The sequence below is a fragment of the Comamonas sp. Y33R10-2 genome (assembly GCF_019355935.1).
Lineage (GTDB): Bacteria > Pseudomonadota > Gammaproteobacteria > Burkholderiales > Burkholderiaceae_C > Comamonas.
Map to the genome: position 1 here is coordinate 738,183 of NZ_CP079925.1, position 21,910 is coordinate 760,092.

Consider the following 21,910-nt stretch of genomic DNA (forward strand, 5'->3'; position numbering starts at 1 on the left):
AAAAAGGTTCAGCGGTTTTGAGGAAACAATTCAAAAAAGATGAATGATGGCAGCGATGGAATAAAAAAGCCCCGAGTGTGCAAAAACTCGGGGCTTTTTTATTGCGGTCATGTTACTCGTCGCGCGCCGGGTTCTCCGGAAGCACAACCATAGCTTGCGCAGCTAGCTTCCATGACATAGCTGATGCCTGCATATCGCCGCGGTGCTCGGCCATCAGCGCTAAACGCTGCCAAGCGCGGGTGCACAAAAGAGAGTCTTGTAATTGAGGGGCGGCGCGGCTTAGGAGTAGCTGGGCTTTGCCCCATAACTCGCGCTGCACGCAGGCCATGCCGGCCAGATATTGCAGGCGTGGCTCGCGGGGGTGGGCGTTGGCGGCAGCTTCGATACGGGCCAGCCATGCGCCGTCGAGCTTGCTCAGGCAGGACTGCAGCACTTGAACCAGCTTGAGTAGGTGCGCTTCGGTGCGTGGGCCGGGGTGGCCTAGCAAATGCTCCCACACGGGCAGCAGCCAGGTGCGCGCTTGTGGGGCTTCGCCGCCCAGCTCAATGAGGCGCTCGGTTGCGGGAATGGCAACTTCGGGCATGGCGCGCTCCTCTTCATCGAGCGACAGCCAGAACTGCTGCAGCGATGAGGTGTCGCGTGCATCACGAATGCTCGCTAGCAGCAAGCCGCGTACCACGCTGGCCGATGCAGCGGGTGAGAAGGCGCGATGCTTGGCCAGTAGGCGGGCGGTGTCTAGCGCAATTTCGGTGTTGCCAGCCAAACGTGCGGCCTTGAGTTTGATGCGCAGCGCAATGGTGCGGCGGCTTGCGCCCAGTGGTAGCTCGCCAAGGCGGCGAATGGATTCGGTGGCGTCGCGGTCATCTAGTGCCCAGCGGGCGGCCCGCATTTGCGCACCTTCGCGGATTTCTTCATCCTGCATATTGCCGGGCACGGGCAGCAACTCAAGAGCTTGCTGCCAGTGCTTGTCACGCAAGGGGGTGTCTTGTAGGGCGTGCGATGCATCAGCGGCCAGCAGGTTGGCTGTGGCGCTTAGGCGCTGGCCATAGGGCAAGCTCGCATCACTTTGGCGCAGCGATTGTTCGGTCGCTAAAACGATCAGTGCTGATTTGCGGGCGCGCAAAAAACGACCGGCTTGCAGGTGCGAGAACGCTTCAAGTAAGCTTTGGTTCATGGCACGCTCTTTTTGCTGCATGCGCCAGCGGCGTGCCTGGTGCGGCATTTGCAGCAGCGCGGCAAGTGCGCGCAGTGCGGCGTAGATGAGTACAAAGCCTAAAAAGAGCAAAACGATCGCTAAATTTAGCGACATGTCCACCCGGTAAGGCGACCAGAACCAAGTCACCGAACTTTGGTTGTTACCCGCAAACAAGGCCAAGGCAACAGCCATGGCAAACAAACCCATTAACCACAAGGCGGCGCGCATCTCTGTGTCCTCCTTGGCTTAGCGGCCAGCCGCTGCAGTGGCCAGCGCGTTGAGCGTGTCGTCCAGTTGCAGCTGTCCGCCGGCATGCAGATTGGTTTGAATTTGCTGCAACTGCGCTTGTGCAAGCTGGGTGCGGCGCGAGCGGTTGTCGAAATATTTTTGCAGCAAAGCGCCTGATGCGCTCAGGTCTGCGCGGGCTGATTGGGACTGGCGCGAGAGCAAGCCCAGTCTGGCGTTGAGCAGCAGCAGCTTAAGGTTCTCGCGCAGAAAATAGCCTTGCTCGGGAGCTAGCAGGGCTACTTCAGGGTGATCAATGCGGCGCACACGCACCAAGTCGGTCGCGCCATTTTTGAAGGCATCCCAAACGCGCTGGCCTTGACCTTGCCACCACAGCCATTGGGTGGCTGAAAGATCAGCGGCACCGCCAGATGCATGGTCTGCAGCTTGATGGGGGGCGCTATTGTTTTGCGCAGCGGTGCGGCTGCGGGCGCGGCCCACATCGTTGAGCAGCGGTAGATCGTCGACTTGACGAATCAGCTCTTCAATGCGGCTGAGCACACCGGTGGTATCGGTCACGCTCATGCGCGAGAGTTTGTCCAAGTCCAAGTCCATCGCTCGCACCACAGGCGCAAGGCGAGGTTGTTCGGTGCTTTCAACACGCTTTTTTGCAGATTTAAGGGTGGTCACCAGCGGCTGCAGGCTGCCTGAGAGCTCGGCCTGCTGCAGGGCTAATCGCACCGATGATTCGATATCGGCCACCATGTTTTCATCCCGCGACCGGGACATGCTTTGCATCAGCTCTTCGAGCTGGTTGCGATGAAGGCTGAGCTCGCCCACACGAGCTTCCATCACAGAGACACGGGCGGCGCTGTCGCGGGCCAAGTCTTGCGCATCTTTAGCCAGCGTGCGCGCTTCAACGGCTTGAGCGCCGGATTGCGCTGACTGCAGTGCCAGCTGCCCTTGCATATTGCCCACGCGCTGCCACAGCATGCCGCAGGCAATCAAAGCGGCTGCGGCAACAGCTCCTAGCGTTAGCACCACAGCCATAGGCGCGCCACGGCTGCTGGTGATGGTTGGATGGGGGGCGGGCGCGGCGTCTGCGGGCTTGTTATCTACGGTGGGGATGGCATCAGAGCTCATAGCGCTGATTCTATAGACGCGACCACGTCATTCAGACTTGGCCTGCTGCGCAAAACACGGCCAAAACCTGCAGAAAGTGCTTTGTTTGCAATGCGCTCATGGGTGGTGAGTGCTAAGCCTTGATGCCAATTTTGAGTAGGTAAGAGCTGTTGCAAATTGGCAACAGCCTCGGAGCTGCTGAACAGCCACAGGGCGCCGTCGTTGGCTGAGTTTTTTGCCAAATCCAGCTGCTGCACGCCCCACTGCGGCAGTTGGCGCTCATAAACTGAGAGCAGTTCGACCTTTGCACCCGCAGCCCGCAAGCGGGCGGCCAGCCAGTCGCGACCTGCGCCTTGAGTCAGTGAGTGGTTCATTGAATCGTTGGCGGTGATGGCTGAATTGGCCCCGCGCACAATCAGCACCCGGTCGCCCGGGCGAATTTGCGTATGCACGTTTTGCCACAGCGTTTCAGACTCAAACTGCGCTGCATTGGGCGCTGGACCATCAATTTGTGGGGCGGGCAAGCCTGCTGCGAGCAAGGCCGCTTCTGTGCCGGGGCCAGGTGTCCATGCTCTTGTTTTAGGAGCTAAAAATCCAATATCGTCAATGACCAGAGGCTTGTTTGGTTCAAAAAAATGCTGCACGGCATTGCCGCTGACAAACATCACCGCCCGGTAGCAGCCTTGCTGCGCGCGCAGGCGAGCGGCGATCAGGGCTTGGCGGCTAGCCTCATCTGTGCAAGGGCCAATAGCTAATAGCGGCAAGGCCTCGGCCAGTAGGCCATGTGCGCGAAAAGCCTCCACCCAAGGCTTTGCATCATGCAAGGGGCGGGTGACTAGAACGCGGTGCATGGCTTGCTTACTTGCTTGGATGCTTAGTCTTGCTTGGGGCTAGCGGGCACGGCGCCTGCGGCTTGCAGGCGTGCGGCCAGTTGCTCGCCCAAAGAGTTGGCGCTGGCAAAGTCTTTCACTTCGGCGCTGGCTTGCACGCTGATCAAGCCATTTTGTCCTTGCTTTTGTCCTTCAAGGTCGCCCCAAGCCGCTTGCATATGAAGTGTGTCGCCTTCAAAGCGGCCAAAGGCAGCCAAAGGCATAGAGCAGCTGCCGCCCATGCAGCGGCTCACAGCGCGCTCGGCCGTCACGGTCAGCCAAGTGGGCATATGGGCCAGCGGGGCCAGAGCGTCAATGATGTCTTGGCGGTCAGCGCGCACTTCAATCCCTAAAGCGCCTTGGCCGGCTGCGGGCAGCATCTGCGCCGGCTCGAACTTTGCGCGAATGCGATCGCTCATCTCAAGTCGCATCAAGCCGGCAGCGGCCAGCACGATGGCGTCGTATTGGCCTTCGTCGAGCTTGCGCAATCGTGTGTTGACGTTGCCGCGCAGCGGCTCAATTTTCAGGTCGGGGCGCAGGGCTTGCAGCAGGGCCTGACGACGCAGGCTGGAGGTGCCAACCACGGCGCCTTGTGGCAGCTCGGTAAGCGATGCGTATTTATTAGAGACAAAGGCATCGCGTGGGTCTTCGCGGGTCATCACGCAGGCCAGCACAAAGCCTTGGGGCAGCTCCATGGGCACGTCTTTTAAAGAGTGCACGGCCAGATCGGCGCGGCCTTCTTCCAAAGCGACTTCGAGCTCTTTAACGAACAGGCCTTTGCCGCCGACTTTGGACAGAGCGCGGTCCAAAATCTGGTCGCCCTTGGTGGTCATGCCCAGCAGCTCAACCGTGTGGCCGCGGCTGCGCAAGATCGCCTGCACATGCTCTGCCTGCCACATGGCCAGCTGGCTTTCGCGGGTGGCAATGACGATGGGGGAGGGTGTAGACGATGGGGAATTCATAGCAGGCGCCGGTAGCTAACAGGTAACGGGGAATGCTAGCATGGCAAGTTGTCTTACATAGTGCCCGAGGAGAATAGTCGATGGCTTCTGCCCGCCCTAAGAATGTAGCCCAGAGCGGTAAGCCCGTGCGCAAGACCGATAAGGATTTGCCGCTGATTGAGGACATTCGCCTGCTGGGCCGAATTTTGGGTGATGTGATCCGCGAGCAAGAAGGCGAGGCCGCTTTTGCACTGGTCGAGCAAGTACGTCAGCTCTCCGTGGCTTTTCGCCGCGATGCCGATGAAGCTGCTGACAAGGCCTTGAAAAAGCTGCTCAAAGGGCTGTCCAGCGACCAGACGGTGAGCGTGATTCGCGCCTTCACCTATTTCTCGCACTTGGCCAATCTGGCTGAAGATCGCCACCACATTCGCCGCCGCGCTGTGCATGAGCGCGCAGGCAACACGCAAGAAGGCAGCATTGAAGTGGCGTTGGCCCGCCTGCGCTGGGCTGGTATTGCGCCTGCCGCCGTGGCTGCGACGCTGGCTAAAAGCTTTATCTCGCCGGTGCTCACTGCCCACCCCACCGAGGTGCAGCGCCAAAGCATTTTGACGGCCGAGCGCCGCATCGCCCAGTTGCTGGCTGAGCGCGACGATATTTTGATGCGTGCCCAGCTCTACAACAGCGCCAAAGATGCGCTGACCCCACGCGAGCTGGCACGGGTGGAGGCGCAGTTGCGCGCCTGCGTTGCCCAGCTGTGGCAAACGCGGCTGCTGCGCCACTCCAAGCTGACGGTGGCCGATGAGATTGAAAACGCGCTGTCTTATTACGAAGCGACGTTTTTGCAAGAGATTCCCAAGATTTACGAGCAGCTAGAACAGGACTTGGGCGAAAAACTGCCTGAGAAAAGCTTTTTGCGCATGGGCCAATGGATTGGCGGCGACCGCGACGGCAACCCCTTTGTGACGGCCGATAGCCTGCATCTGGCCTTGTCGCGCCAAGCCGATGTGGCGCTGCGCCACTATCTGCGCGAGGTGCATTATTTGGGCGGCGAGTTGTCGCTGTCAGCTAACTTGGTGGACATCACCCCTGAGATGCAAGCGCTGGCCGAGGCATCGCCCGACCACAATGTGCACCGCAGCGACGAGCCTTATCGCAAAGCACTAACTGGTATTTATGCGCGCTTGGCTGCCACGCTTAAAACATTGACGGGCGGTGAAGCGGCCCGCCATGCGGTGGCGCCGCAAAACGCTTATGCATCGGCCGCTGAGTTTTTGGCGGAACTCAAAATTATTGATGAATCGCTGTCGCGCTTTCACGGCGATGCGCTGGCCCCTCAGCGCCTACGCCCGCTGATGCGTGCGGTGCAGGTGTTCGGCTTTTATCTGGCCACGGTGGACTTGCGCCAAAGCTCTGACAAGCACGAAGAAGTGGTGCGCGAGCTGTTGGCTGTGTCCAAGGTCGAGCAGGACTACAGCGCTTTGCAGGAAGATGCCAAATGCGCCCTGCTGGTGCGCTTGCTGGAAGATGCCCGCCCGCTGCGCGTAATGGGCGCGAATTACAGCGCACACAGCCGCAGCGAGCTGGCTATTTTTGAAGCCGCAAAGCAGCTGCGCGAGCAGCTGGGCGCTGAGGCCATTCGCCACTGCATCATCAGCCATACCGAAACCGTGAGTGACTTGCTCGAAGTGCTGCTGCTGCAAAAAGAAGTGGGCCTGCTGCGCGGCACATTACAAGACGGCGCGCAATGCGACCTGATTGTGGTGCCGCTGTTTGAGACCATCGAAGACCTGCGCAACGCTGCGCCCATCATGCGCCGCTACTACCAGATGCCCGGCATTGTCGATCTGGTGAAGAAAAGCGGCGCTGAGCAAGACATCATGCTTGGTTACAGCGACAGCAACAAAGACGGCGGCATCTTTACCAGCAGCTGGGAGCTGTACCGTGCTGAGCTGGCTCTCGTTGAGCTGTTTGATGATTTGGGCGACCGTTATGGCATTCAACTGCGCATGTTTCACGGCCGTGGCGGCACGGTGGGGCGCGGCGGCGGCCCCAGCTATCAGGCTATTTTGGCCCAGCCGCCTGGTACCGTGCGTGGGCAGATTCGCTTGACGGAGCAAGGTGAGGTTATCGCCTCTAAATATGCCAATCCAGAAATTGGACGCCGAAACCTAGAAACGCTGGTCGCTGCGACGCTGGAAGCCACACTGCTGCAACCGACCAAGCCTGCGACCAAGGCGTACTTGGATGCCGCGGCGTTTTTGTCTGAAACCAGCATGGCTGCTTACCGTGCGCTGGTGTACGAGACACCAGGCTTTACCAATTACTTCTTCAGCAGCACGCCGATTCGTGAAATTGCCGAACTCAATATCGGTTCACGCCCCGCATCGCGCAAACCCACGCAGGCGATTGAAGATCTGCGCGCTATTCCTTGGGGCTTTAGCTGGGGTCAGTGCCGTTTGACGCTGCCCGGCTGGTACGGCTTTGGCTCAGCGATTCAGGCCTTTATTCACCGCCCGGGTAAAGATGCCAAGGTGCAACTGGCCTTGCTGCAAAAAATGTACCGCCAGTGGCCGTTCTTCAAAACGCTGCTGTCAAATATGGACATGGTGTTGGCCAAGAGCGATCTGAACCTTGCATCGCGCTACAGCGAACTGGTGACCGATGCGCGCTTGCGCCGCCGAATCTTCAGCGTTATTGAGGCCGAATGGCATAGCACCGTGGATGCGCTCAACCAGATCACCGGCGACAAGCAGCGGCTGGAGCACAACTCGGCGTTGGCTCGCTCTATCCGTCATCGCTTTCCGTATATCGACCCGCTGCACCATCTGCAGGTCGAGCTGGTGCGCCGCTGGCGTGCGGGTCAAACCGATGATCGGGTGAAAAACGGTATTCACCTGTCGATTAACGGCATTGCGGCAGGGGTGCGCAATACGGGGTGAAGCACATCAAGATCTGCTCATAAAAAAGAGCCTCGCGTTGCGAGGCTCTTTGGCTTTAATGCATTGCAGGTCGGCCTGAGAGGCTCATCCGGTCAGACCGCTGATCATGCGTTTAAAACTGTGCATTCATGCCGAGCCACAGGCGGCGGCCTTCATCTACGATCCAGTTGCCTGTCAATGTGCTGCGGCCGCGCTCATCAACAGCGACCTTGCGATCCGTCACGTTCAGCAGCGCAAAGCGCAGGCTGACTTGCTTGTTGATGGCGTAGTTGCCACCGAAGTCGAGCGTGACTGAGCTGCCACGGGTACGCGTGTCCATGGCGTAGTTACGGTAGCCTGCATAGCGAGCCTGTCCGTTGAAGTTAAGGCGGGCAAAGGCTTGAAGCGCATCGCTGGCTTGCCAGTCCAGCTTGGCATGAAGCATGTGCTTGGGCGTGCGCTCCAGAGGTTGTCCATCCAGAGAGTTGCCGTTGTAGGCGGTCTCGGAGCCACCTTGGCGCTTGGACTGGGTATAGGTGTAATTTGCGTTCAGGCTCAAGCTGCGTGTGAGCGGCATTTTGAGACCCAACTCTAAACCTCGGATTTTCACGCTGTCCACGTTGTCGTAGACATAGATGTTGTTCGCACCGGTGCGGTCGAGGGGGTCTTTAACGCCAGTGTCAAAACTAACCACCTTGTTGCGGAAGTTGGTGTTGTAGAGGGTGGCCGTGAGAATGTGCGCAGGGGCCCATTCGTAGCTCATACCGAACTCCTGCGTGACGCTGGTTTCGGGCTTCAAAGCAGGATTACCGCACAGTGAGCCTGGGATGTTGGTAGGGCCACCGGAGCTCATGCAGTACTCAGCGCTGCTTTGGCGGATGGTGGGGGCTTTAAAACCTGTAGTCACACCGCCGCGCAGAGTCAGTGCACTGGACGCTTGGTATACAGCGTATAGGCGTGGCGACAGGTGGGAGCCCGAACGTTCATCTTTATCAAAACGCATACCACCGGTGAGGGTTAGCTTGTCGGTAACTAACCAATCATCTTCCAGGAACAATGCGTAATTGCTCAATGAGATGGTGTTGGGGTTGGTTGGGTGGCCAGTAATTACACCAGTTTCATTGTTCAGACCTTTCAGCTCGCTGCGCAACATTTGACCGCCCATGCGCACCACATGTTTGTCAAATGGCATGGTGAGGTTGGCATCTAGCGTGGTGTTGGAGACCTTTCTTGTTGGGGCACTAGCGCTTTCGTGCTTCGAATCCTCGTTGTATAGCGCCACTTTGGTGTTGCCAAAGCTCCAGCGACCGGTATGGCTGAGCCCGTAGTTGGTGCGGGCGTACATCGTTTGCGTGAGCAAGGGAACGCGTGCACCGGGCTGTGTGGAGCGGCCGGAGGTGACCTCGGTCTCTAGGCGTTCCGTGCCTAAGTCCAGTACCACTTCTTGGCGGCTGCTGGGGCGCAGGGTCAGCTTGGCACCCAAGCGGTGTTGCTCTTGGCCGTTCGCGCCATTGACGGTGCTGTAGTAATTGCCGGCCTCATTGCGGTCTCGCAGCATGCCGGAAACTTGCAGGCCCAGCATCTCTCCATGAACGGGACCACCCAACCAGAACTCGCTTTGGCGGGAATTTCCAAAGTCCTTGTCACTTTGCAAAGTGGCGGAGGTTGAAACACTGCCGCTCCATTTTGTGGGTGCTTTTTTGGTGATGATGTTGATCACACCCCCCATGGCTTCGGAGCCGTACAGCGAGGACATGGGGCCGCGCACTACTTCAATGCGCTCAATGGCTGACAGCGGCGGCAACTGATAGGACTGCACGCCGCCCGTTCCGCGGTTCATGGTTTCACGCGTGTTTTGGCGCATACCATCGACCAAGATCAAAGTGTAGTCACCGGGTAGACCGCGGATGGAGATGTCTGCAGTGTTGGCGGTGTCACCAACCACCGACACGCCTTCCACCTGCGTGACCGCATCTGCCACCGATTGGTAATTGCCTTTTTTCAGATCTTCTTGGGTGATGACGCTGATAGAGGCAGGTGCATCTTTAATGGCCTGCTGCGCGCCATTGGCAGTGACCACCACGGTCTCCATTTGCGTTTCGGCAGAAGCGCCAGCGCAGGTGAAAAGGCTTGCAAGGGCAAGGGCGTGCAGTGGCGTCGACAAGGCAGCGTGGCGGCTGGAAATTTTCATGGCAATCAATGAGGGAGAAGCAAATGTGGTCACAGCCCGCTATGGGCTATGAACGCTCAAAAACAGTAAAGGATTGAAGCATTTGCCTCTCACGCAATGGTTTGCGCAGCACGCGCAAACATTTGCGCTGCAATCAATAATCATTCTTATCTGACCGCAGGGGTGCATTGGCGCACAGAGCAAGCCTTTGGCTAAAACCGGCTGCGTACCAGCTTGGGCGATATGCCAAAGCGGCGTTTGAATGCAGTGGAGAAGTTCGCCGCACTTGTGTAGCCGCTGGAGTGAGCCACCTCTTGCACGCTGCATCCAGTTTGCGCCAGCAAGGCCCGTGCATGATCTAAGCGCTGGCTACGTCGGTACTCGTCAATGCTGCTGCCATAAAGCTGGCGAAACTGTCTTTGCAAAGCGCTGGGGCTCATGCCCATGTCTCGGGCAAGATCAGCCACCATAGCGCCGCCATCTTGCTGGGCATCAAGCATGGCTTTGAGTTTGGCCATGCGCAAATGGTTGCGCAAATGCAAAGCCGGGCGCGAACTGTCTTCTGGGTCATTCTGCTTTTGCGGCTGCACGGCCTCGTGCAAAAACTCCAGCGTGCGGCTTTGAAGCAGCAATGTGGCGTTTTCTTGGCCAATCAGGTGAATGATTTGCTCGGCCAGCACCACAGCCCGGGCAGACGGCTTCCACAGTTGCACATACAGGTGTTGCTCCAGCATTGATTGCAAGTGGGTGTAGCCGGTGGTGCACGCCAGCGATTGCAAAAGCCGAGGATGCACGCGCAGGCTGAGCTTGCGTTCAAACTTGCCCATGCGCCAGTTGCGCACAAAAATTTCATGCTTGCAGGTATTCACAAGAGCCCCAGACGCATGCGGTAGCCGGGATTTAGGAGCCGCTGCAGCACCGGCTTCGGTACTAACTTCAGAGCAGGGCTGGGGCAGTTGTAAAGGCAAGCCGCCAAAAGCCACGTCCACACTGCCTTCAAGCACGATCACGATATGCAGTCCTTGCTGCGCAGGGCTTTTGCTGGTGAAGGTGCGCAAATCACAACCCTCTACGGCATGTAGCCATAAGTCAGGGTGTACTTGGACGGCCTTGATATGGCCGTTGAGTAAGGGGTCTTGCTCCGATACATAGCCGTTAAAAAACTGAGACTGCGTACCTGCAAAATCCGGAGCTTTGACTGTGCCCAAGCCCAGCCAGCGGTTTTGCGTGCGGGCTTGTTTGCTGGGGCCGGGGTGTGCTCGCTGCATAGTAGGTAGGGTGAAATTGCTACAAATGAGAATAATTATTATTTAAACCTATTTCCCCCTTAGCTTCTCCAGTCAAAATCCTTGCAAGCGGCTATCGCAACAAGGCGCAATACGGGTCTATGCAAGACTAAAACTCCTCATTCAGGAGTAGTTTGTGTCAATGAATAAAGGGTTTGAAGCATAAAAATGCTTCAAACCCTTTTCATATAAGGCGCTAATAGCTATGAAAATAATGAGCTGAGCTTCATTACTGGCGCACTCCAACCCAGAGACATCAAGCAAAGGGCCGCGCCGCAGCGAGGCTGTCGTCCCCCTCCGCGAGGCAGAGAGGGGAAGCGGCGCAGCCGCTCAGGGAGCTCGTTAGTGCAACATCAACGATCCAGCTGCCTTGCTCTTACCCGCACGTGCAGGCGGATTGCACAAGCCGCACTGATAGTGACGCGCATTCTCATAGGGCTCGGTCACAAACTGTCCCTTGCAAACTGAGCATTGCGTGCGGCTGAGCATTTGTGCATCGACAAACTTCACCAAGCGCCAAGCGCGTGTGAAGGAAAGCAGCACTTCCAGCTCAGCGGTTTTAATTTGTTCGGCGTAAAGGCGATAGGCCTTAGTCAGTTGCTCGGCGGTATCCAGCTCTACGCCCTTGGACAGATATTCGTAGATGTTCAGAAACAGCGAGCTGTGCACGTTTTCTTGCCAAGTCAGAAACCAGTCCGTTGAAAACGGCAACTGGCCCTTGGAGGGAGATTTACCCGAAATTTCCTTGTACAGCCGAATCAGGCGTTCGTAAGACAGCGTGGTCTCAGACTCCAGCACTTGCATACGGGCGCCCATCTCAATGAGCATGGCGGCGCGCTCGATTTGCTTGGATTCGTTCAGAACGCTTTTGACGGTGGTTTTGGCTGCAGCGGGCATTTGTATCTCCTTAAAACGGGGTAGGTGCAGGTTGAGTCGTTGTCGCTACTCAGAGCACTTCGGAGATACGGCTGGCCATCAGGATATTGGCGTGTAGCGTGTTGGTGGCAGCGTTGCCAATCTTGTTGCTGCTGTGGTTGGTCAGCAAGCTCCAGACCATTTCATCGTCAGCGCGGAAGCTGGCCAGCAGCGTGTTGCGCGATGAAAGCTTGAGCACTTGCGCTGAAGACAGTGAGCCCAGCAGCTCGCAGGACTCTTCATTCAGACCCAGGCGAAACACGGCCTCGGCCTTGTCCTGGCGGATCAGGGTTTGGGCCAGCATCAGGTAAGTGAGGTTGGCTTCGCGGATCTCGGCAAGCAGTTGTTCGTTATTCATGGGTCTGGTCCTTTAATCTCGACAGACCGAACGATTGACACAAACAAGACGTTAGATGTGTTGCGATCTGTTGAAATGGATTGTGTTTCAGACCCTGATCGAACTGAAGTCGGGGCAGGGAGGTACAGCGAGTCTGGTTACGCCAGCACTGTTGTCAGATTTCCCTTACTTGCATGACGTCCTTGTGGATGACTTGAAGAGTCGAAATTCGGATTACGTCGCTTTGCGGTAATCCCTTGCTGTTGATGCCTATTGTGAACTGAGCGCAAAAAAGCCAAGCTAGGAAATAGACAGTTTTTTGGCTGCATCTGGGACATTCAAATCGAAATTGCGCGACGTACTGAGGTCGTTTTGCGTGAGTTGAATTTGATTGCCTCAGACCATTTCTTGGAGAGTGCGTATGAAGGAGTGGCTAGTGAGTGCTCAACGCATAAGGGGCATCAGTCTGCTGGATGCATTGCTGACGACGGATTCGCGTTTGCGTATGTCTTTGATTACGACAGGGCTGGCGTGTTTGTTTATGGCGTTCTGCATTTTGGTGGTGGAGCTGCTCGCCACCACAGCGCTGATTGATCATCAATGGGTGCGCTGGTGGTCGTTAGCCAGTGGCGCTTGTGTGCTGGGCAGCTTTGCTTTGATTCGCAGCGGCGCCACACGTGATTGGGATGATCCGGCGTTTACCAGCGTGCAAATGATCTATGGCATCACCAGCAATGCTGTGGCCTATGTGATTGCGGGATCGAGTCGCGGCATCACTCCGCCACTCTTGGCCGTGGCCATGATGTTTGCGGTGTTCAGTTTGCGCCCCCAGCAGATCAAGGGCTTGATGGCTTATGGATTGCTGGCCTATGGCGTGGCGGCTGCCGTGGTGCAGTGGGGCATGCCTTATGACCCTATGCCTGCTTCATTGGCGGCGGTTTATTTGCTGGTGGTGGTGATGGTTTTGACCATGACGACGATATTGAGCCTGCGTGCCAACACCATGCGCGAGCGCCTGCAAATCCAAAAAAGTGAGTTGGCAGAGGCCGTGGCGCAGATTCATGAAATGGCGACCCGTGATGAGCTGACGGGCTTGCCCAATCGCCGCTATATGCAAGACATGCTGCGCCTAGAAGAGCTAAGAGCAAGGCGTAATGGCCAGCCTTTGTTGGTGGCACAGCTGGACTTGGATTTTTTCAAAAAAGTTAACGACAGCTATGGTCATGCTGCAGGCGATCAGGTGCTGCAGGACTTTTCTCGCCGGGTCGCCAGTTGCGTCAGAGCAGCCGATGTCTGGGCGCGCTGGGGCGGGGAAGAATTTGTGCTGCTAATGCCCAATACCTCGCAAGCTGATGGCGAGGTGCTGCTGGAGCGCGTGCGAGCCAAGGTTGCCAGCATGCCTGCGCAACTGCCTTCAGGTGTCTGCATTGCTTACACCGTCTCTATTGGCGCGGCTCAGCTTCGAGAGGGCGAAGGCGCAATGACGCTGCTGGAGCGCACAGATACAGCCTTGTATGCGGCCAAGGGCTTGGGCCGAAATCGGGTGGAGTGGGCTGAGGGCGAGCCCACGCCTAAGTTCAAGCCCAATCCAAATTTGGCAGCGCAAGCCAGGCCTGTCCGAGGAAGGGCTAGCCCTCCTCAGCCGGGCGATTTGGCTGACTGCACCACTCGCTCCAGCTACCCGCAAACAGAGCAGTAGGCGCAAAGCCTGCAATTCGCATGGCCAGCACATTCGGCGTGGCGCTCACACCGCTGCCGCACTGGTGCACGACGGTGGCTGGGTCACGGCCAGCGAGCAGCTGATCAAACTCGGCCTTGAGCAGTGCTGCAGGTTTGAAGCGACCGTCAGCGGCAATATTGCTGCTAAATGGGCGGTTGAGTGCGCCGGGGATATGACCGGCCACCGGATCCAGAGGTTCCACTTCGCCGCGATAACGGGCGGGGGCGCGAGCATCAATTAGGGTTTGGCTGGGCTGGCCCAGTTCGGCTTCGACCTGAGAGACGGTTTTTAGCGTTTCTAATGGCTGGCTCAACTCGAAGTTGGATTGGAAATGGCTGGGCTCTTCACCTGCATTCACGGCGTGGCCTTCGGCCTGCCAAGCTTGCAAACCGCCATCCAATACGGCAGTCGCATCATGCCCGGCCCAGCGCAGCATCCACCACAGGCGGCCGCAGTAGTTGGCGCCGTTGCGGTCATAGACAACAGCTTGCATATCGTTGGCAAAGCCGATGGACGATAGCCAGACTGAGAAGCGCTCAAGTGTCGGTAGGGGGTGGCGGCCACCTGATTCGGACTGCGTGCTGGTGGCAACCTGCCCATCCTCACCGGGTGCACCGTGTGGGGCGCTGAGGTTTTTGTCCAGATCGGCAAACACGGCCTCTGGAATGTGCGACTGCAGATACTGTGCATGACCTGCAGGCGGATTCATCAGATCGAAGCTGCAATCAAACACCATCACGGGCTTGCCGCTGGCCTTGAGCTGGGCTAACTGCGCGACAGAAATCAGGGTGTTATAGCCTTCTGGCCTAGGTGTAGTCATAACTAGCTGCTCCAAAAAATGTAGCTGGTGCAGGCCATTTTTCGGTGCTGACCTGCGGTATGCAAACCATTATGCGATTGAGCAAACGCTTAATTACTCAAGGTGCTTCATCGTTGAATAGGGGAGTGGCTTTAAACAGGCACATGCCAATGCAAGGGACAGCAAGCAAGGGCCGCCCCGCAGCGAGGCTGTCGTCCCCCCCTTGGGGGAAGCGGCGTAGCCGCTCAGGGGGTTAAGCTCTAGATCTCAATGCCGTTGCCGCCGCGCCGCTGGCCACAATCAGCACAATGCCTATCCAGCCAATCAGCGGAATGCTCTCGCCAAACAGCATGAGGCTGAGCAAAGCGGCAAACACAATGCCGGTGTATTGCAAATTGGCCACGACCAACGTGTTGCGCTTGCCGCCCGCTGCAGCGTATGCCTTGGTCATGCAAATTTGTGCAATGGCGGCAAGAATGCCCACAGGCAGCAACCATAGGGTGCTCCAGCCGGGGAAGGGGGAGATGCCAATGATCAACATGGCGATGCCGCCCGCAATGGCCGAGCCCAGCGAGAAGTAGAAAACAACGCGGGTTTCAGGCTCGCCCATGCGCGAGAGTGTCGCCACTTGCATATAGGCCATGGCAGCAAACATGCCGCCAAACAGACCGCCCATAGCTGCTGCCCATTCGCTGGCCGGTGCGCTTGTAGGGCGCAGCACTAGCAGCACGCCGATAAAACTGAGCACAACGGTAGAGACCAGAGCCCAAGGGAAGGCTGGAATGGCAAGGCGTGTCTCGGGCTTTGCCGCATAGGTTTTGCGCAAACTGTGGCGCAGCCAAAGCCCTTGGGCGATGATAAACACAGCCATCCAAATGCTGCTCATGGAGTTGAGCGTGGTGGCAGTAGCCAGTGGCAGATGGCCAATGGCGTAAAACCAAGCCCCCATGGAGGTGACCCCCACGAAGCTGCGCCAAGCATGTTCGCGCGGGTAGCGGGTAGCTAGTGTCACGCCGCTGTTTTTGGCCATCCACGCAATGAGCACCATGCTGATGAGGCCGCGGTAAAAAATGATCTCGGCAGTATTGAAGTCTTGAGACGCATACTTCACGCACACACTCATGACCGCAAAAATCAGTGCGGCCAGCACCATCCACAGGGCTTGCATATTTGGCTTAGTTCTCACTCAATTAAGCATAAAAATAGCTGCTAGTCCTTATCAATAAAGCACTAGCAGCTATCATTTTTAGTATTTTCTACACCTAGGCAATAACGCATAAAACCCGCGTGGCCAAAGCAAGAGGCAGCGAGCAAGGGCCGCCCCGCTGCGAGGCTGTGGTCCCCTCCCGGAAAAGAGAGGGTGAGGGCGCAAAGCACCTCAGGGGGTCATCACAGTCCTATACCACTCATGAAAATGCTGCATGCCGTCTTCCATAGGGCTCTGGTAAGGCCCAACCTCGTTGTCGCCGCGCAGATACAAAGCCTTGCGGCCGGCATCCATGCGTTCTCCAATCTCGTCGTCTTCGATGCACGTCTCCATATAGGCGGCTTTTTGCGCCTGTACAAACTCGGGCTCGAAGGCTGCTATTTCTTCGGGGTAGAAAAACTCCACCACGTTTAGCGTCTTGTCCACGGCCAGCGGGTGCAGGGTCGAGACGGTCAGCACATGTGGGTACCACTCCACCATGATGTGCGGGTAATAGGTCAACCAGATGGCTCCGCGTTCAGGCAGCTCGCCGTTACGGTAGGCCAGCAGCACGTCGTGCCATTTTTTATAGGTGTCTGAGCCGGGGTTGCCAAAGCTGGGGGCCACGCCCACGGTTTGCACCGAGTACTCTTTGGCAAACTCCCACTTCAAATCATCACAGGTGACAAAGTTGCCCAAGCCGGGGTGGAAGGGGCCTACGTGATAGTCCTCTAGATAGACCTCGATGAAGGTCTTCCAGTTGTAGTTGCACTCGTGCAACTCGACATGGTCCAGCACAAAGCCCTCAAACTGCAGATGCTCGCGCAGCTTCATGCCCGCAAGGTCCGCCTCTACATCGCGGCCGTTGTCTTCGAACAGCAGGCCGTTCCATTCACGCAACTTGTAGTTGTTGAGGTTGAGGCACGGGTCGTGGCTGAAGTGGGGCGCGCCCAGCAACTCGCCGCTGGTGTTGTAAGTCCAGCGGTGCAGCGGGCAGACAATGTTGCCCCCGGCGTGGCCCTTGCCTTCGGAGTTCAGATTGCCCCGGCCCTTGAGCATTACGGCCTGGCGGTGGCGGCAGACGTTGGAGATCAGCTCGATCTCGCCCTTGGTGTTGCGCACCAGCGCCCGGCCTTCGTTTTCTTGAGGCAGAGCGTAGTAGTCACCGATCTCGGGTACGGCTAGCTGATGGCCCACATAGCGAGGGCCATGTTTAAAAATGGTTTCCAACTCGCGCTGAAACAGCGCTGGGTCGAAATAGCTTGAAACTGGTAGTTGGCTTGCGGCCTGCTGCAGTTGAAGACTTAAATCAGTCATGGGTGATCTGACCTAAAGACTCCCCACAGGGAGGGTGCACGTGCGCACACGGTAAATAAAGAAACCGGCCTTGTCTGGACACGATTTCAGGCGGTCAAGGGGCTGAACTTGAGAGCGCAGCTTCCAGACTGCCCGAGCAAAATGACCAAGCGCAGGGCCGGTTTGGCGGGAATGGGATTGTAAGCTGTGTGGTTATTGCCGTTTTTCTGATACGTGTATTGCTGTAGGGCTTGTTGATACAGCTAGTCGTCAGTTACTTGAAAACCTGCATAGGCAGGGCTTTAGCCACTCTCGGCTTGCAGTCCGCACAGGTACGGGCGCTGCAAAAGCCTTCTTGAATACACAAAGCAAAGGCCTGCTTTGCGGTCATTGGGCGCTGGTGAGAAAGGGGGGCCTAAAATCGACCTTTCCGTCTAACACCAACCCACACCATCCATGCCCAAGGCCGCCGCTGCGAAAAAATCTGATCAGCCTGCCAGCTACGAAGCTGCATTGCAGGAGCTGGAGCAACTGATTGCACAGATCGAATCTGGCCAGTTGCCGCTGGAGCAGATGCTCAGTGGCTATCAGCGCGCCGCTGAGCTGCTGGGTTTTTGCCGCGGGAAGTTGGATGCCGTGCAAGAGCAAGTCAAGGTGCTCGATGAGGGCAAGTTGTCGGCTTGGACACAGGACTAACTCCTGTGCACGAGTTGGCCTAGCGCTCAATCTAATGAACGTTGCCTTGAAATATGCCGCCCATGAATGAATCAATGATTGCTGAACCGTCGACCTCTTTGAACGCGGGTGCGCCTGCTCTGGATTTCTCTGCCTGGATGCAGGAGCGACTGGCTCGCACCGAGGATGCGCTGTCGCGCTGGGTCGGTATCAACACGCCTGCAGGTTTGGGCGAAGCCATGCGCTACGCCGTACTTGATGGCGGCAAGCGCCTGCGGCCGCTGTTGGTCTGGGCTGCTGCCGAAGCCGTAAGCGGGCAAGCCGCTGCCTCGCTGCGCGCTGGCTGCGCGGTGGAGCTGATTCACGCTTACTCGCTGGTGCACGACGATATGCCGTGCATGGACAACGACATCATGCGTCGCGGCAAGCCCACCGTGCATGTGCAGTTTGGCGAAGCCTCAGCTCTGTTGGCAGGTGACGCATTGCAAGCGCTGGCCTTTGAATTGCTCTTGCCCGAGGATGAGGGCATCCCCAGCTGCATGCAGGCCAAGCTGTGCCGCCTGCTGGGCGCCGCTGCAGGTGGTCAAGGCATGGCAGGCGGTCAAGCGATTGATCTGGCCAGTGTTGGCAAACAGTTGAATGAAGCGCAGCTGCGCGAAATGCACCACCTCAAGACGGGTGCACTGCTGCTGGGCAGTGTGCTCATGGGCGCGGCTTGTAATGCTCAGACGGATGCTAAGGCGCTGGCTGCGCTGGCCGACTATGGCCAGGCGCTGGGCGTCGCCTTCCAAGTGGTGGATGATATTTTGGATGTGGTCGCAGATTCGGCCACTTTGGGTAAGACAGCAGGCAAGGATGCCGCCAACGACAAACCGACTTTTGTGTCTCTGCTGGGGCTGGAAGCGGCACGTGTACACGCTGAAGAGTTGCGCCTGCTGGCCCATGCAGCGTTGGCTCGCAGCGGTTTGCAAGATACACGTGCGCTAGCTGCGCTGGCTGATATGGTTGTGCAGCGCACATACTAAAAAGCAAGAAAAAATCCCTATATTCCATTATTGGCAAGCGCTAGCAGCTATCAAAAATATAGAACATGTCCACGAACACATTTCCTTTGCTGCAGAGCATTAATGATCCCGCAGAGATGCGCCGCCTGCCGCGTGCGCAGCTCAAGACGCTGGCCGCAGAGCTGCGAGGCTATGTGATCGACAGTGTCTCTAAGACAGGCGGTCACCTCAGCTCGAATCTGGGCACGGTTGAACTCACGGTGGCGCTGCATGCAGTGTTTAACACTCCGTATGACCGCATCGTTTGGGATGTGGGTCACCAGACTTACCCACACAAAATTCTGACCGGTCGCCGCGACCGCATGTCCACACTGCGCCAGTTGGATGGAATCTCGGGCTTTCCGCTGCGCACCGAAAGCGAATATGACGCTTTTGGCGCCGGTCACTCGTCCACCAGCATCTCCGCAGCACTGGGCATGGCGCTGGCGGCCAAGCAAAAGGGCGAAGACCGCCGCGCTATTGCCGTGATTGGCGATGGTGCTATGACGGCCGGCATGGCCTTTGAAGCGCTCAACAACGGTGGTGTGGCAGATGCCAATTTGCTGGTCATCTTGAATGACAACGACATGAGCATCAGCCCACCAGTAGGTGCGTTGAACCGCTATCTGGCGCAGTTGATGAGCGGCCAGTTCTACGCCAAGGCGCGTGATGTGGGCAAGAGCGTTTTAAAGCAAGTGCCGCCGCTGCTGGAATTGGCCAAGCGCATTGAGCAGCAGGCCAAGGGCATGGTCGTGCCTGCCACCATGTTTGAGCAGTTCGGCTTTAACTACATTGGCCCTATTGATGGCCATGACTTGGATTCTCTGATCCCTACGCTAGAGAACATCAAGAGCCTCAAAGGCCCGCAGTTCTTGCACGTGGTCACGAAAAAGGGTCAAGGCTACAAGCTGGCTGAGGCTGATCCGATTGCTTATCACGGCCCCGGCAAGTTTGATCCGACGGTGGGCTTGGTTAAATCAACAGCGCCGGCAAAGCAAACCTTCACGCAGGTGTTCGGCAACTGGTTGTGCGATATGGCAGCCAAAGACCAGCGCTTGGTAGGCATCACGCCCGCCATGCGTGAAGGTTCCGGCATGGTGGAGTTTCATAAGCGCTTCCCTGACCGTTACTACGATGTGGGGATTGCCGAGCAACACGCAGTCACCTTCGCGGGCGGTATGGCTTGCGAAGGGCTCAAGCCCGTGGTGGCCATCTACTCGACCTTTTTGCAGCGCGGCTACGACCAGTTAATTCACGACGTCGCCTTGCAAAACCTGCCCGTGGTTTTTGCGCTCGATCGCGCGGGCTTGGTGGGTGCGGATGGTGCAACCCATGCCGGTGCCTATGACGTGGCTTATGTGCGCTGCATTCCAAACATGAGCATGGCTTGCCCGGCAGACGAGCGCGAAACGCGCCAGTTGCTGAGCACGGCTTATGAGCAAAACCACCCCGTTTGCGTGCGCTACCCGCGCGGCTCGGGTGTGGGCGTGGCCCCGTTAGAAAGTCTGGAAGGCTTAGCTTTTGGCAAGGGTGAAATTCGCCGTGAATCGGCCAGCAAGAAAGTCGCAATCTTAGCCTTTGGCACGTTGCTGTACCCAGCTTTGCAAGCCGCCGAGGCGCTGGATGCAAGCGTTGCCAATATGCGCTGGGCCAAGCCGCTGGATGAAGCGCTGCTACTCCAGTTAGCTGCTGAGCACGACTTGATCGTAACGCTGGAAGACGGCTGCATCATGGGCGGTGCAGGTACGGCGGTGATGGAAGCATTGGCCGCTCACGGCATGGCCAAGAGCGTGCTGCAGCTGGGCCTGCCCGATCAGTTCATCGAGCATGGTGACCCGGCCAAGCTGATGAGCCTGCAGGGCTTGGATGCGGCGGGTATAGAAGCCTCTATCCGAAAGCGCTTGGCATCTTGATCGGTAGTGCCTGAGCACCCTTGAAACGAGGCCCTTCATCGAAGGGCCTTTTTCTTGCTGATTTACTTGCCAAGTCGCAAAGAAAACTGACGGCAGCTCGCAAACGCTGCGCAGCCAGACGCATGCGTTTCTACAATGGCTAAAGCTTGAGTGCAGCTCAGTGTGGCTGCCCGGCACAGACAAACTTATCGCGGAGAAATATTCATGGATCGTCGCTCACTCGTCAAACATGTGGGCATGGCCGGTGTGCTGGCTGCTGGCGTCGCACCCGCCGTTCGGGCGCAAGAGGTGCTGCGCTGGCGCTTGGTCACGAGCTTTCCTAAAGCGCTGGATGCCATCTCTGGCGGGGCAGAAAAATTTGCTCAGACTTTGCGCGTGATGTCTGGCGGGCAGATTGATGTCAGCATTCACCCCGCGGGTGACTTGATGCCGGCCTTTGGTGTGATGGAAGGCGTGCAAAACGGCACGGTAGAGATGGCGCTGACGGCGCCGTATTACTTCACAGACAAGGATTACAGCTTCGCTTTGGGCTGCGCCGTTCCCTTTGGGCTGACGGCCCGGCAGATGGACGCATGGATGGAGTATGGCGGTGGGCGCAAGCTCATGGATGACTTCTATGCCCAGTACAACATCAAGAGCCTGAGTGCGGGAAATACCGGCACGCAAATGGGTGGCTGGTACCGTAAAGAAATTAAAACCGTTCAGGACCTGCATGGCTTGCGCATGCGTGCAGGCGGCGGCTTGCTGGGTGATGCGCTGCAAAAGCTGGGCGTGCAAGCGTTCAATATGCCGATTGGCGAGGCGCAGCAGGCGCTGGAAAAAGGCAGATTAGATGCCGTGGAGTTTGTCGGCCCGTATGACGAGCAAAAACTGGGCTTTGGCAAGATTGCCCCTTATTACTACTACCCCGGCTGGTGGGAGGGCGGGGCTGAGCTGGCTTACTTTATCAACACCAAGGCTTTTGCCGCACTGACGCCTGAGCACAAGGCGATGGTCGAGGCGGCGGCGGCGCTGGCGGCGAAGGATTTGACGGCCAAGTATCTGGCGCTCAACCCGGCAGCGCTGAAAAAGCTGTTGAGCGAAAGAGTGCAGCTGCGCGCTTTTCCGCGTGAGCTGATGGATGCAGGCTTTAAGGCGGTAATGACCACGATGGCTGAGCATGAAGCCAAGTCAAGCACATTCAGAAGAATTCACCGCAGCATGCGCGGGTTTCAACACGATCAGCTGCTCTGGGACCGGTTCTCCGAATTTCGCTACTCCAGCTATATGAGTGCAGTACGTTTGTAAGCGCACACATGGA

General features: G+C 57.5%; 17 protein-coding genes. 6 read left to right on the forward strand and 11 right to left on the reverse strand.

The features are described from left to right. Positions 1-112 precede the first annotated feature (112 nt). From KUF54_RS03315 to hemC, 4 genes are read right to left on the reverse strand one after another with little or no spacing between them, the layout of a single operon-like run. Positions 113-1,423 (reverse strand): heme biosynthesis protein HemY, encoded by a 1,311-nt coding sequence (locus KUF54_RS03315; protein WP_219345215.1) that lies wholly within the window; start codon positions 1,421-1,423, stop codon positions 113-115. 18 nt (positions 1,424-1,441) lie between these two features. After that, a complete protein-coding gene (locus KUF54_RS03320) occupies positions 1,442-2,563 on the reverse strand; it encodes a uroporphyrinogen-III C-methyltransferase (protein WP_219345217.1) in 1,122 nt (373 codons plus the stop codon). Next, complete coding sequence (locus KUF54_RS03325; protein WP_219345219.1) at positions 2,560-3,393, reverse strand: uroporphyrinogen-III synthase; 834 nt, start codon at positions 3,391-3,393, stop codon at positions 2,560-2,562. The genes KUF54_RS03320 and KUF54_RS03325 overlap by 4 nt, the downstream gene beginning before the upstream one ends. Positions 3,394-3,416: 23 nt before the next feature. Continuing rightward, positions 3,417-4,373, reverse strand: a complete 957-nt coding sequence (hemC, locus tag KUF54_RS03330) for a hydroxymethylbilane synthase (protein ID WP_219345221.1) — start codon at positions 4,371-4,373, stop codon at positions 3,417-3,419. Positions 4,374-4,453: 80 nt separating this feature from the next. Between hemC and ppc the strand changes: the two genes are divergently transcribed. Continuing rightward, a complete protein-coding gene (gene ppc, locus KUF54_RS03335) occupies positions 4,454-7,291 on the forward strand; it encodes a phosphoenolpyruvate carboxylase (RefSeq protein ID WP_219345223.1) in 2,838 nt (945 codons plus the stop codon). Between the two features lie 112 nt (positions 7,292-7,403). Here the strand turns inward: ppc and KUF54_RS03340 are convergent, their stop codons facing one another. From KUF54_RS03340 to flhD, 4 genes are all read right to left on the reverse strand, one after another. After that, positions 7,404-9,461, reverse strand: coding sequence for a TonB-dependent receptor domain-containing protein (locus KUF54_RS03340; RefSeq protein ID WP_219345225.1), 2,058 nt, complete (start codon positions 9,459-9,461; stop codon positions 7,404-7,406). A gap of 191 nt (positions 9,462-9,652) precedes the next feature. Continuing rightward, on the reverse strand, positions 9,653-10,708 hold the full coding sequence (locus tag KUF54_RS03345; RefSeq protein ID WP_219345227.1) for an AraC family transcriptional regulator: 1,056 nt from the start codon (positions 10,706-10,708) through the stop codon (positions 9,653-9,655). A 360-nt stretch (positions 10,709-11,068) separates the two neighbouring features. Beyond that, complete coding sequence (gene flhC / locus KUF54_RS03350; RefSeq protein WP_219345229.1) at positions 11,069-11,623, reverse strand: flagellar transcriptional regulator FlhC; 555 nt, start codon at positions 11,621-11,623, stop codon at positions 11,069-11,071. 49 nt (positions 11,624-11,672) lie between these two features. Further along, on the reverse strand, positions 11,673-11,999 hold the full coding sequence (gene flhD / locus KUF54_RS03355) for a flagellar transcriptional regulator FlhD (protein WP_219345231.1): 327 nt from the start codon (positions 11,997-11,999) through the stop codon (positions 11,673-11,675). Positions 12,000-12,399: 400 nt separating this feature from the next. On the opposite strand from flhD, the gene KUF54_RS03360 reads away from it, so the two are divergent. Beyond that, complete coding sequence (locus KUF54_RS03360) at positions 12,400-13,677, forward strand: GGDEF domain-containing protein (RefSeq protein WP_219345233.1); 1,278 nt, start codon at positions 12,400-12,402, stop codon at positions 13,675-13,677. Here the strand turns inward: KUF54_RS03360 and KUF54_RS03365 are convergent. The 3 genes from KUF54_RS03365 to KUF54_RS03375 all read right to left on the reverse strand — a co-directional run bounded on the left by KUF54_RS03365 (position 13,607) and on the right by KUF54_RS03375 (position 17,000). Further along, positions 13,607-14,518, reverse strand: coding sequence for a sulfurtransferase (locus tag KUF54_RS03365; protein ID WP_219345235.1), 912 nt, complete (start codon positions 14,516-14,518; stop codon positions 13,607-13,609). The two genes, KUF54_RS03360 and KUF54_RS03365, sit on opposite strands and share 71 nt — an antisense overlap. 232 nt (positions 14,519-14,750) lie before the next feature. After that, complete coding sequence (locus tag KUF54_RS03370) at positions 14,751-15,665, reverse strand: DMT family transporter (RefSeq protein ID WP_219345237.1); 915 nt, start codon at positions 15,663-15,665, stop codon at positions 14,751-14,753. Positions 15,666-15,875: 210 nt separating this feature from the next. Beyond that, positions 15,876-17,000: an aromatic ring-hydroxylating dioxygenase subunit alpha gene (locus tag KUF54_RS03375; protein ID WP_219345239.1), complete on the reverse strand. Its 1,125-nt coding sequence runs from the start codon at positions 16,998-17,000 to the stop codon at positions 15,876-15,878. Between the two features lie 435 nt (positions 17,001-17,435). On the opposite strand from KUF54_RS03375, the gene xseB reads away from it, so the two are divergent. The 4 genes from xseB to dctP all read left to right on the forward strand — a co-directional run bounded on the left by xseB (position 17,436) and on the right by dctP (position 21,897). Beyond that, positions 17,436-17,675, forward strand: coding sequence for an exodeoxyribonuclease VII small subunit (gene xseB / locus KUF54_RS03380; protein WP_219345241.1), 240 nt, complete (start codon positions 17,436-17,438; stop codon positions 17,673-17,675). 62 nt (positions 17,676-17,737) lie between these two features. Next, a complete protein-coding gene (locus KUF54_RS03385) occupies positions 17,738-18,679 on the forward strand; it encodes a polyprenyl synthetase family protein (RefSeq protein WP_219345243.1) in 942 nt (313 codons plus the stop codon). A 65-nt stretch (positions 18,680-18,744) separates the two neighbouring features. After that, complete coding sequence (gene dxs / locus KUF54_RS03390) at positions 18,745-20,610, forward strand: 1-deoxy-D-xylulose-5-phosphate synthase (RefSeq protein WP_219345245.1); 1,866 nt, start codon at positions 18,745-18,747, stop codon at positions 20,608-20,610. Between the two features lie 204 nt (positions 20,611-20,814). Then, on the forward strand, positions 20,815-21,897 hold the full coding sequence (dctP, locus tag KUF54_RS03395) for a TRAP transporter substrate-binding protein DctP (protein WP_219345247.1): 1,083 nt from the start codon (positions 20,815-20,817) through the stop codon (positions 21,895-21,897). Positions 21,898-21,910 lie beyond the last annotated feature (13 nt).

What these genes read in the sequence shown, in the direction of transcription:
- KUF54_RS03315 (WP_219345215.1), bottom strand. Translation starts at nt 1,423, where the DNA reads ATGCGCGCCGCCTTGTGGTTAATGGGTTTGTTTGCCATGGCTGTTGCC.
- KUF54_RS03320 (WP_219345217.1), bottom strand. Translation starts at nt 2,563, where the DNA reads ATGAGCTCTGATGCCATCCCCACCGTAGATAACAAGCCCGCAGACGCC.
- KUF54_RS03325 (WP_219345219.1), bottom strand. Translation starts at nt 3,393, where the DNA reads ATGCACCGCGTTCTAGTCACCCGCCCCTTGCATGATGCAAAGCCTTGG.
- hemC (WP_219345221.1), bottom strand. Translation starts at nt 4,373, where the DNA reads ATGAATTCCCCATCGTCTACACCCTCCCCCATCGTCATTGCCACCCGC.
- ppc (WP_219345223.1), top strand. Translation starts at nt 4,454, where the DNA reads ATGGCTTCTGCCCGCCCTAAGAATGTAGCCCAGAGCGGTAAGCCCGTG.
- KUF54_RS03340 (WP_219345225.1), bottom strand. Translation starts at nt 9,461, where the DNA reads ATGAAAATTTCCAGCCGCCACGCTGCCTTGTCGACGCCACTGCACGCC.
- KUF54_RS03345 (WP_219345227.1), bottom strand. Translation starts at nt 10,708, where the DNA reads ATGCAGCGAGCACACCCCGGCCCCAGCAAACAAGCCCGCACGCAAAAC.
- flhC (WP_219345229.1), bottom strand. Translation starts at nt 11,623, where the DNA reads ATGCCCGCTGCAGCCAAAACCACCGTCAAAAGCGTTCTGAACGAATCC.
- flhD (WP_219345231.1), bottom strand. Translation starts at nt 11,999, where the DNA reads ATGAATAACGAACAACTGCTTGCCGAGATCCGCGAAGCCAACCTCACT.
- KUF54_RS03360 (WP_219345233.1), top strand. Translation starts at nt 12,400, where the DNA reads ATGAAGGAGTGGCTAGTGAGTGCTCAACGCATAAGGGGCATCAGTCTG.
- KUF54_RS03365 (WP_219345235.1), bottom strand. Translation starts at nt 14,518, where the DNA reads ATGACTACACCTAGGCCAGAAGGCTATAACACCCTGATTTCTGTCGCG.
- KUF54_RS03370 (WP_219345237.1), bottom strand. Translation starts at nt 15,665, where the DNA reads ATGCAAGCCCTGTGGATGGTGCTGGCCGCACTGATTTTTGCGGTCATG.
- KUF54_RS03375 (WP_219345239.1), bottom strand. Translation starts at nt 17,000, where the DNA reads ATGACTGATTTAAGTCTTCAACTGCAGCAGGCCGCAAGCCAACTACCA.
- xseB (WP_219345241.1), top strand. Translation starts at nt 17,436, where the DNA reads ATGCCCAAGGCCGCCGCTGCGAAAAAATCTGATCAGCCTGCCAGCTAC.
- KUF54_RS03385 (WP_219345243.1), top strand. Translation starts at nt 17,738, where the DNA reads ATGAATGAATCAATGATTGCTGAACCGTCGACCTCTTTGAACGCGGGT.
- dxs (WP_219345245.1), top strand. Translation starts at nt 18,745, where the DNA reads ATGTCCACGAACACATTTCCTTTGCTGCAGAGCATTAATGATCCCGCA.
- dctP (WP_219345247.1), top strand. Translation starts at nt 20,815, where the DNA reads ATGGATCGTCGCTCACTCGTCAAACATGTGGGCATGGCCGGTGTGCTG.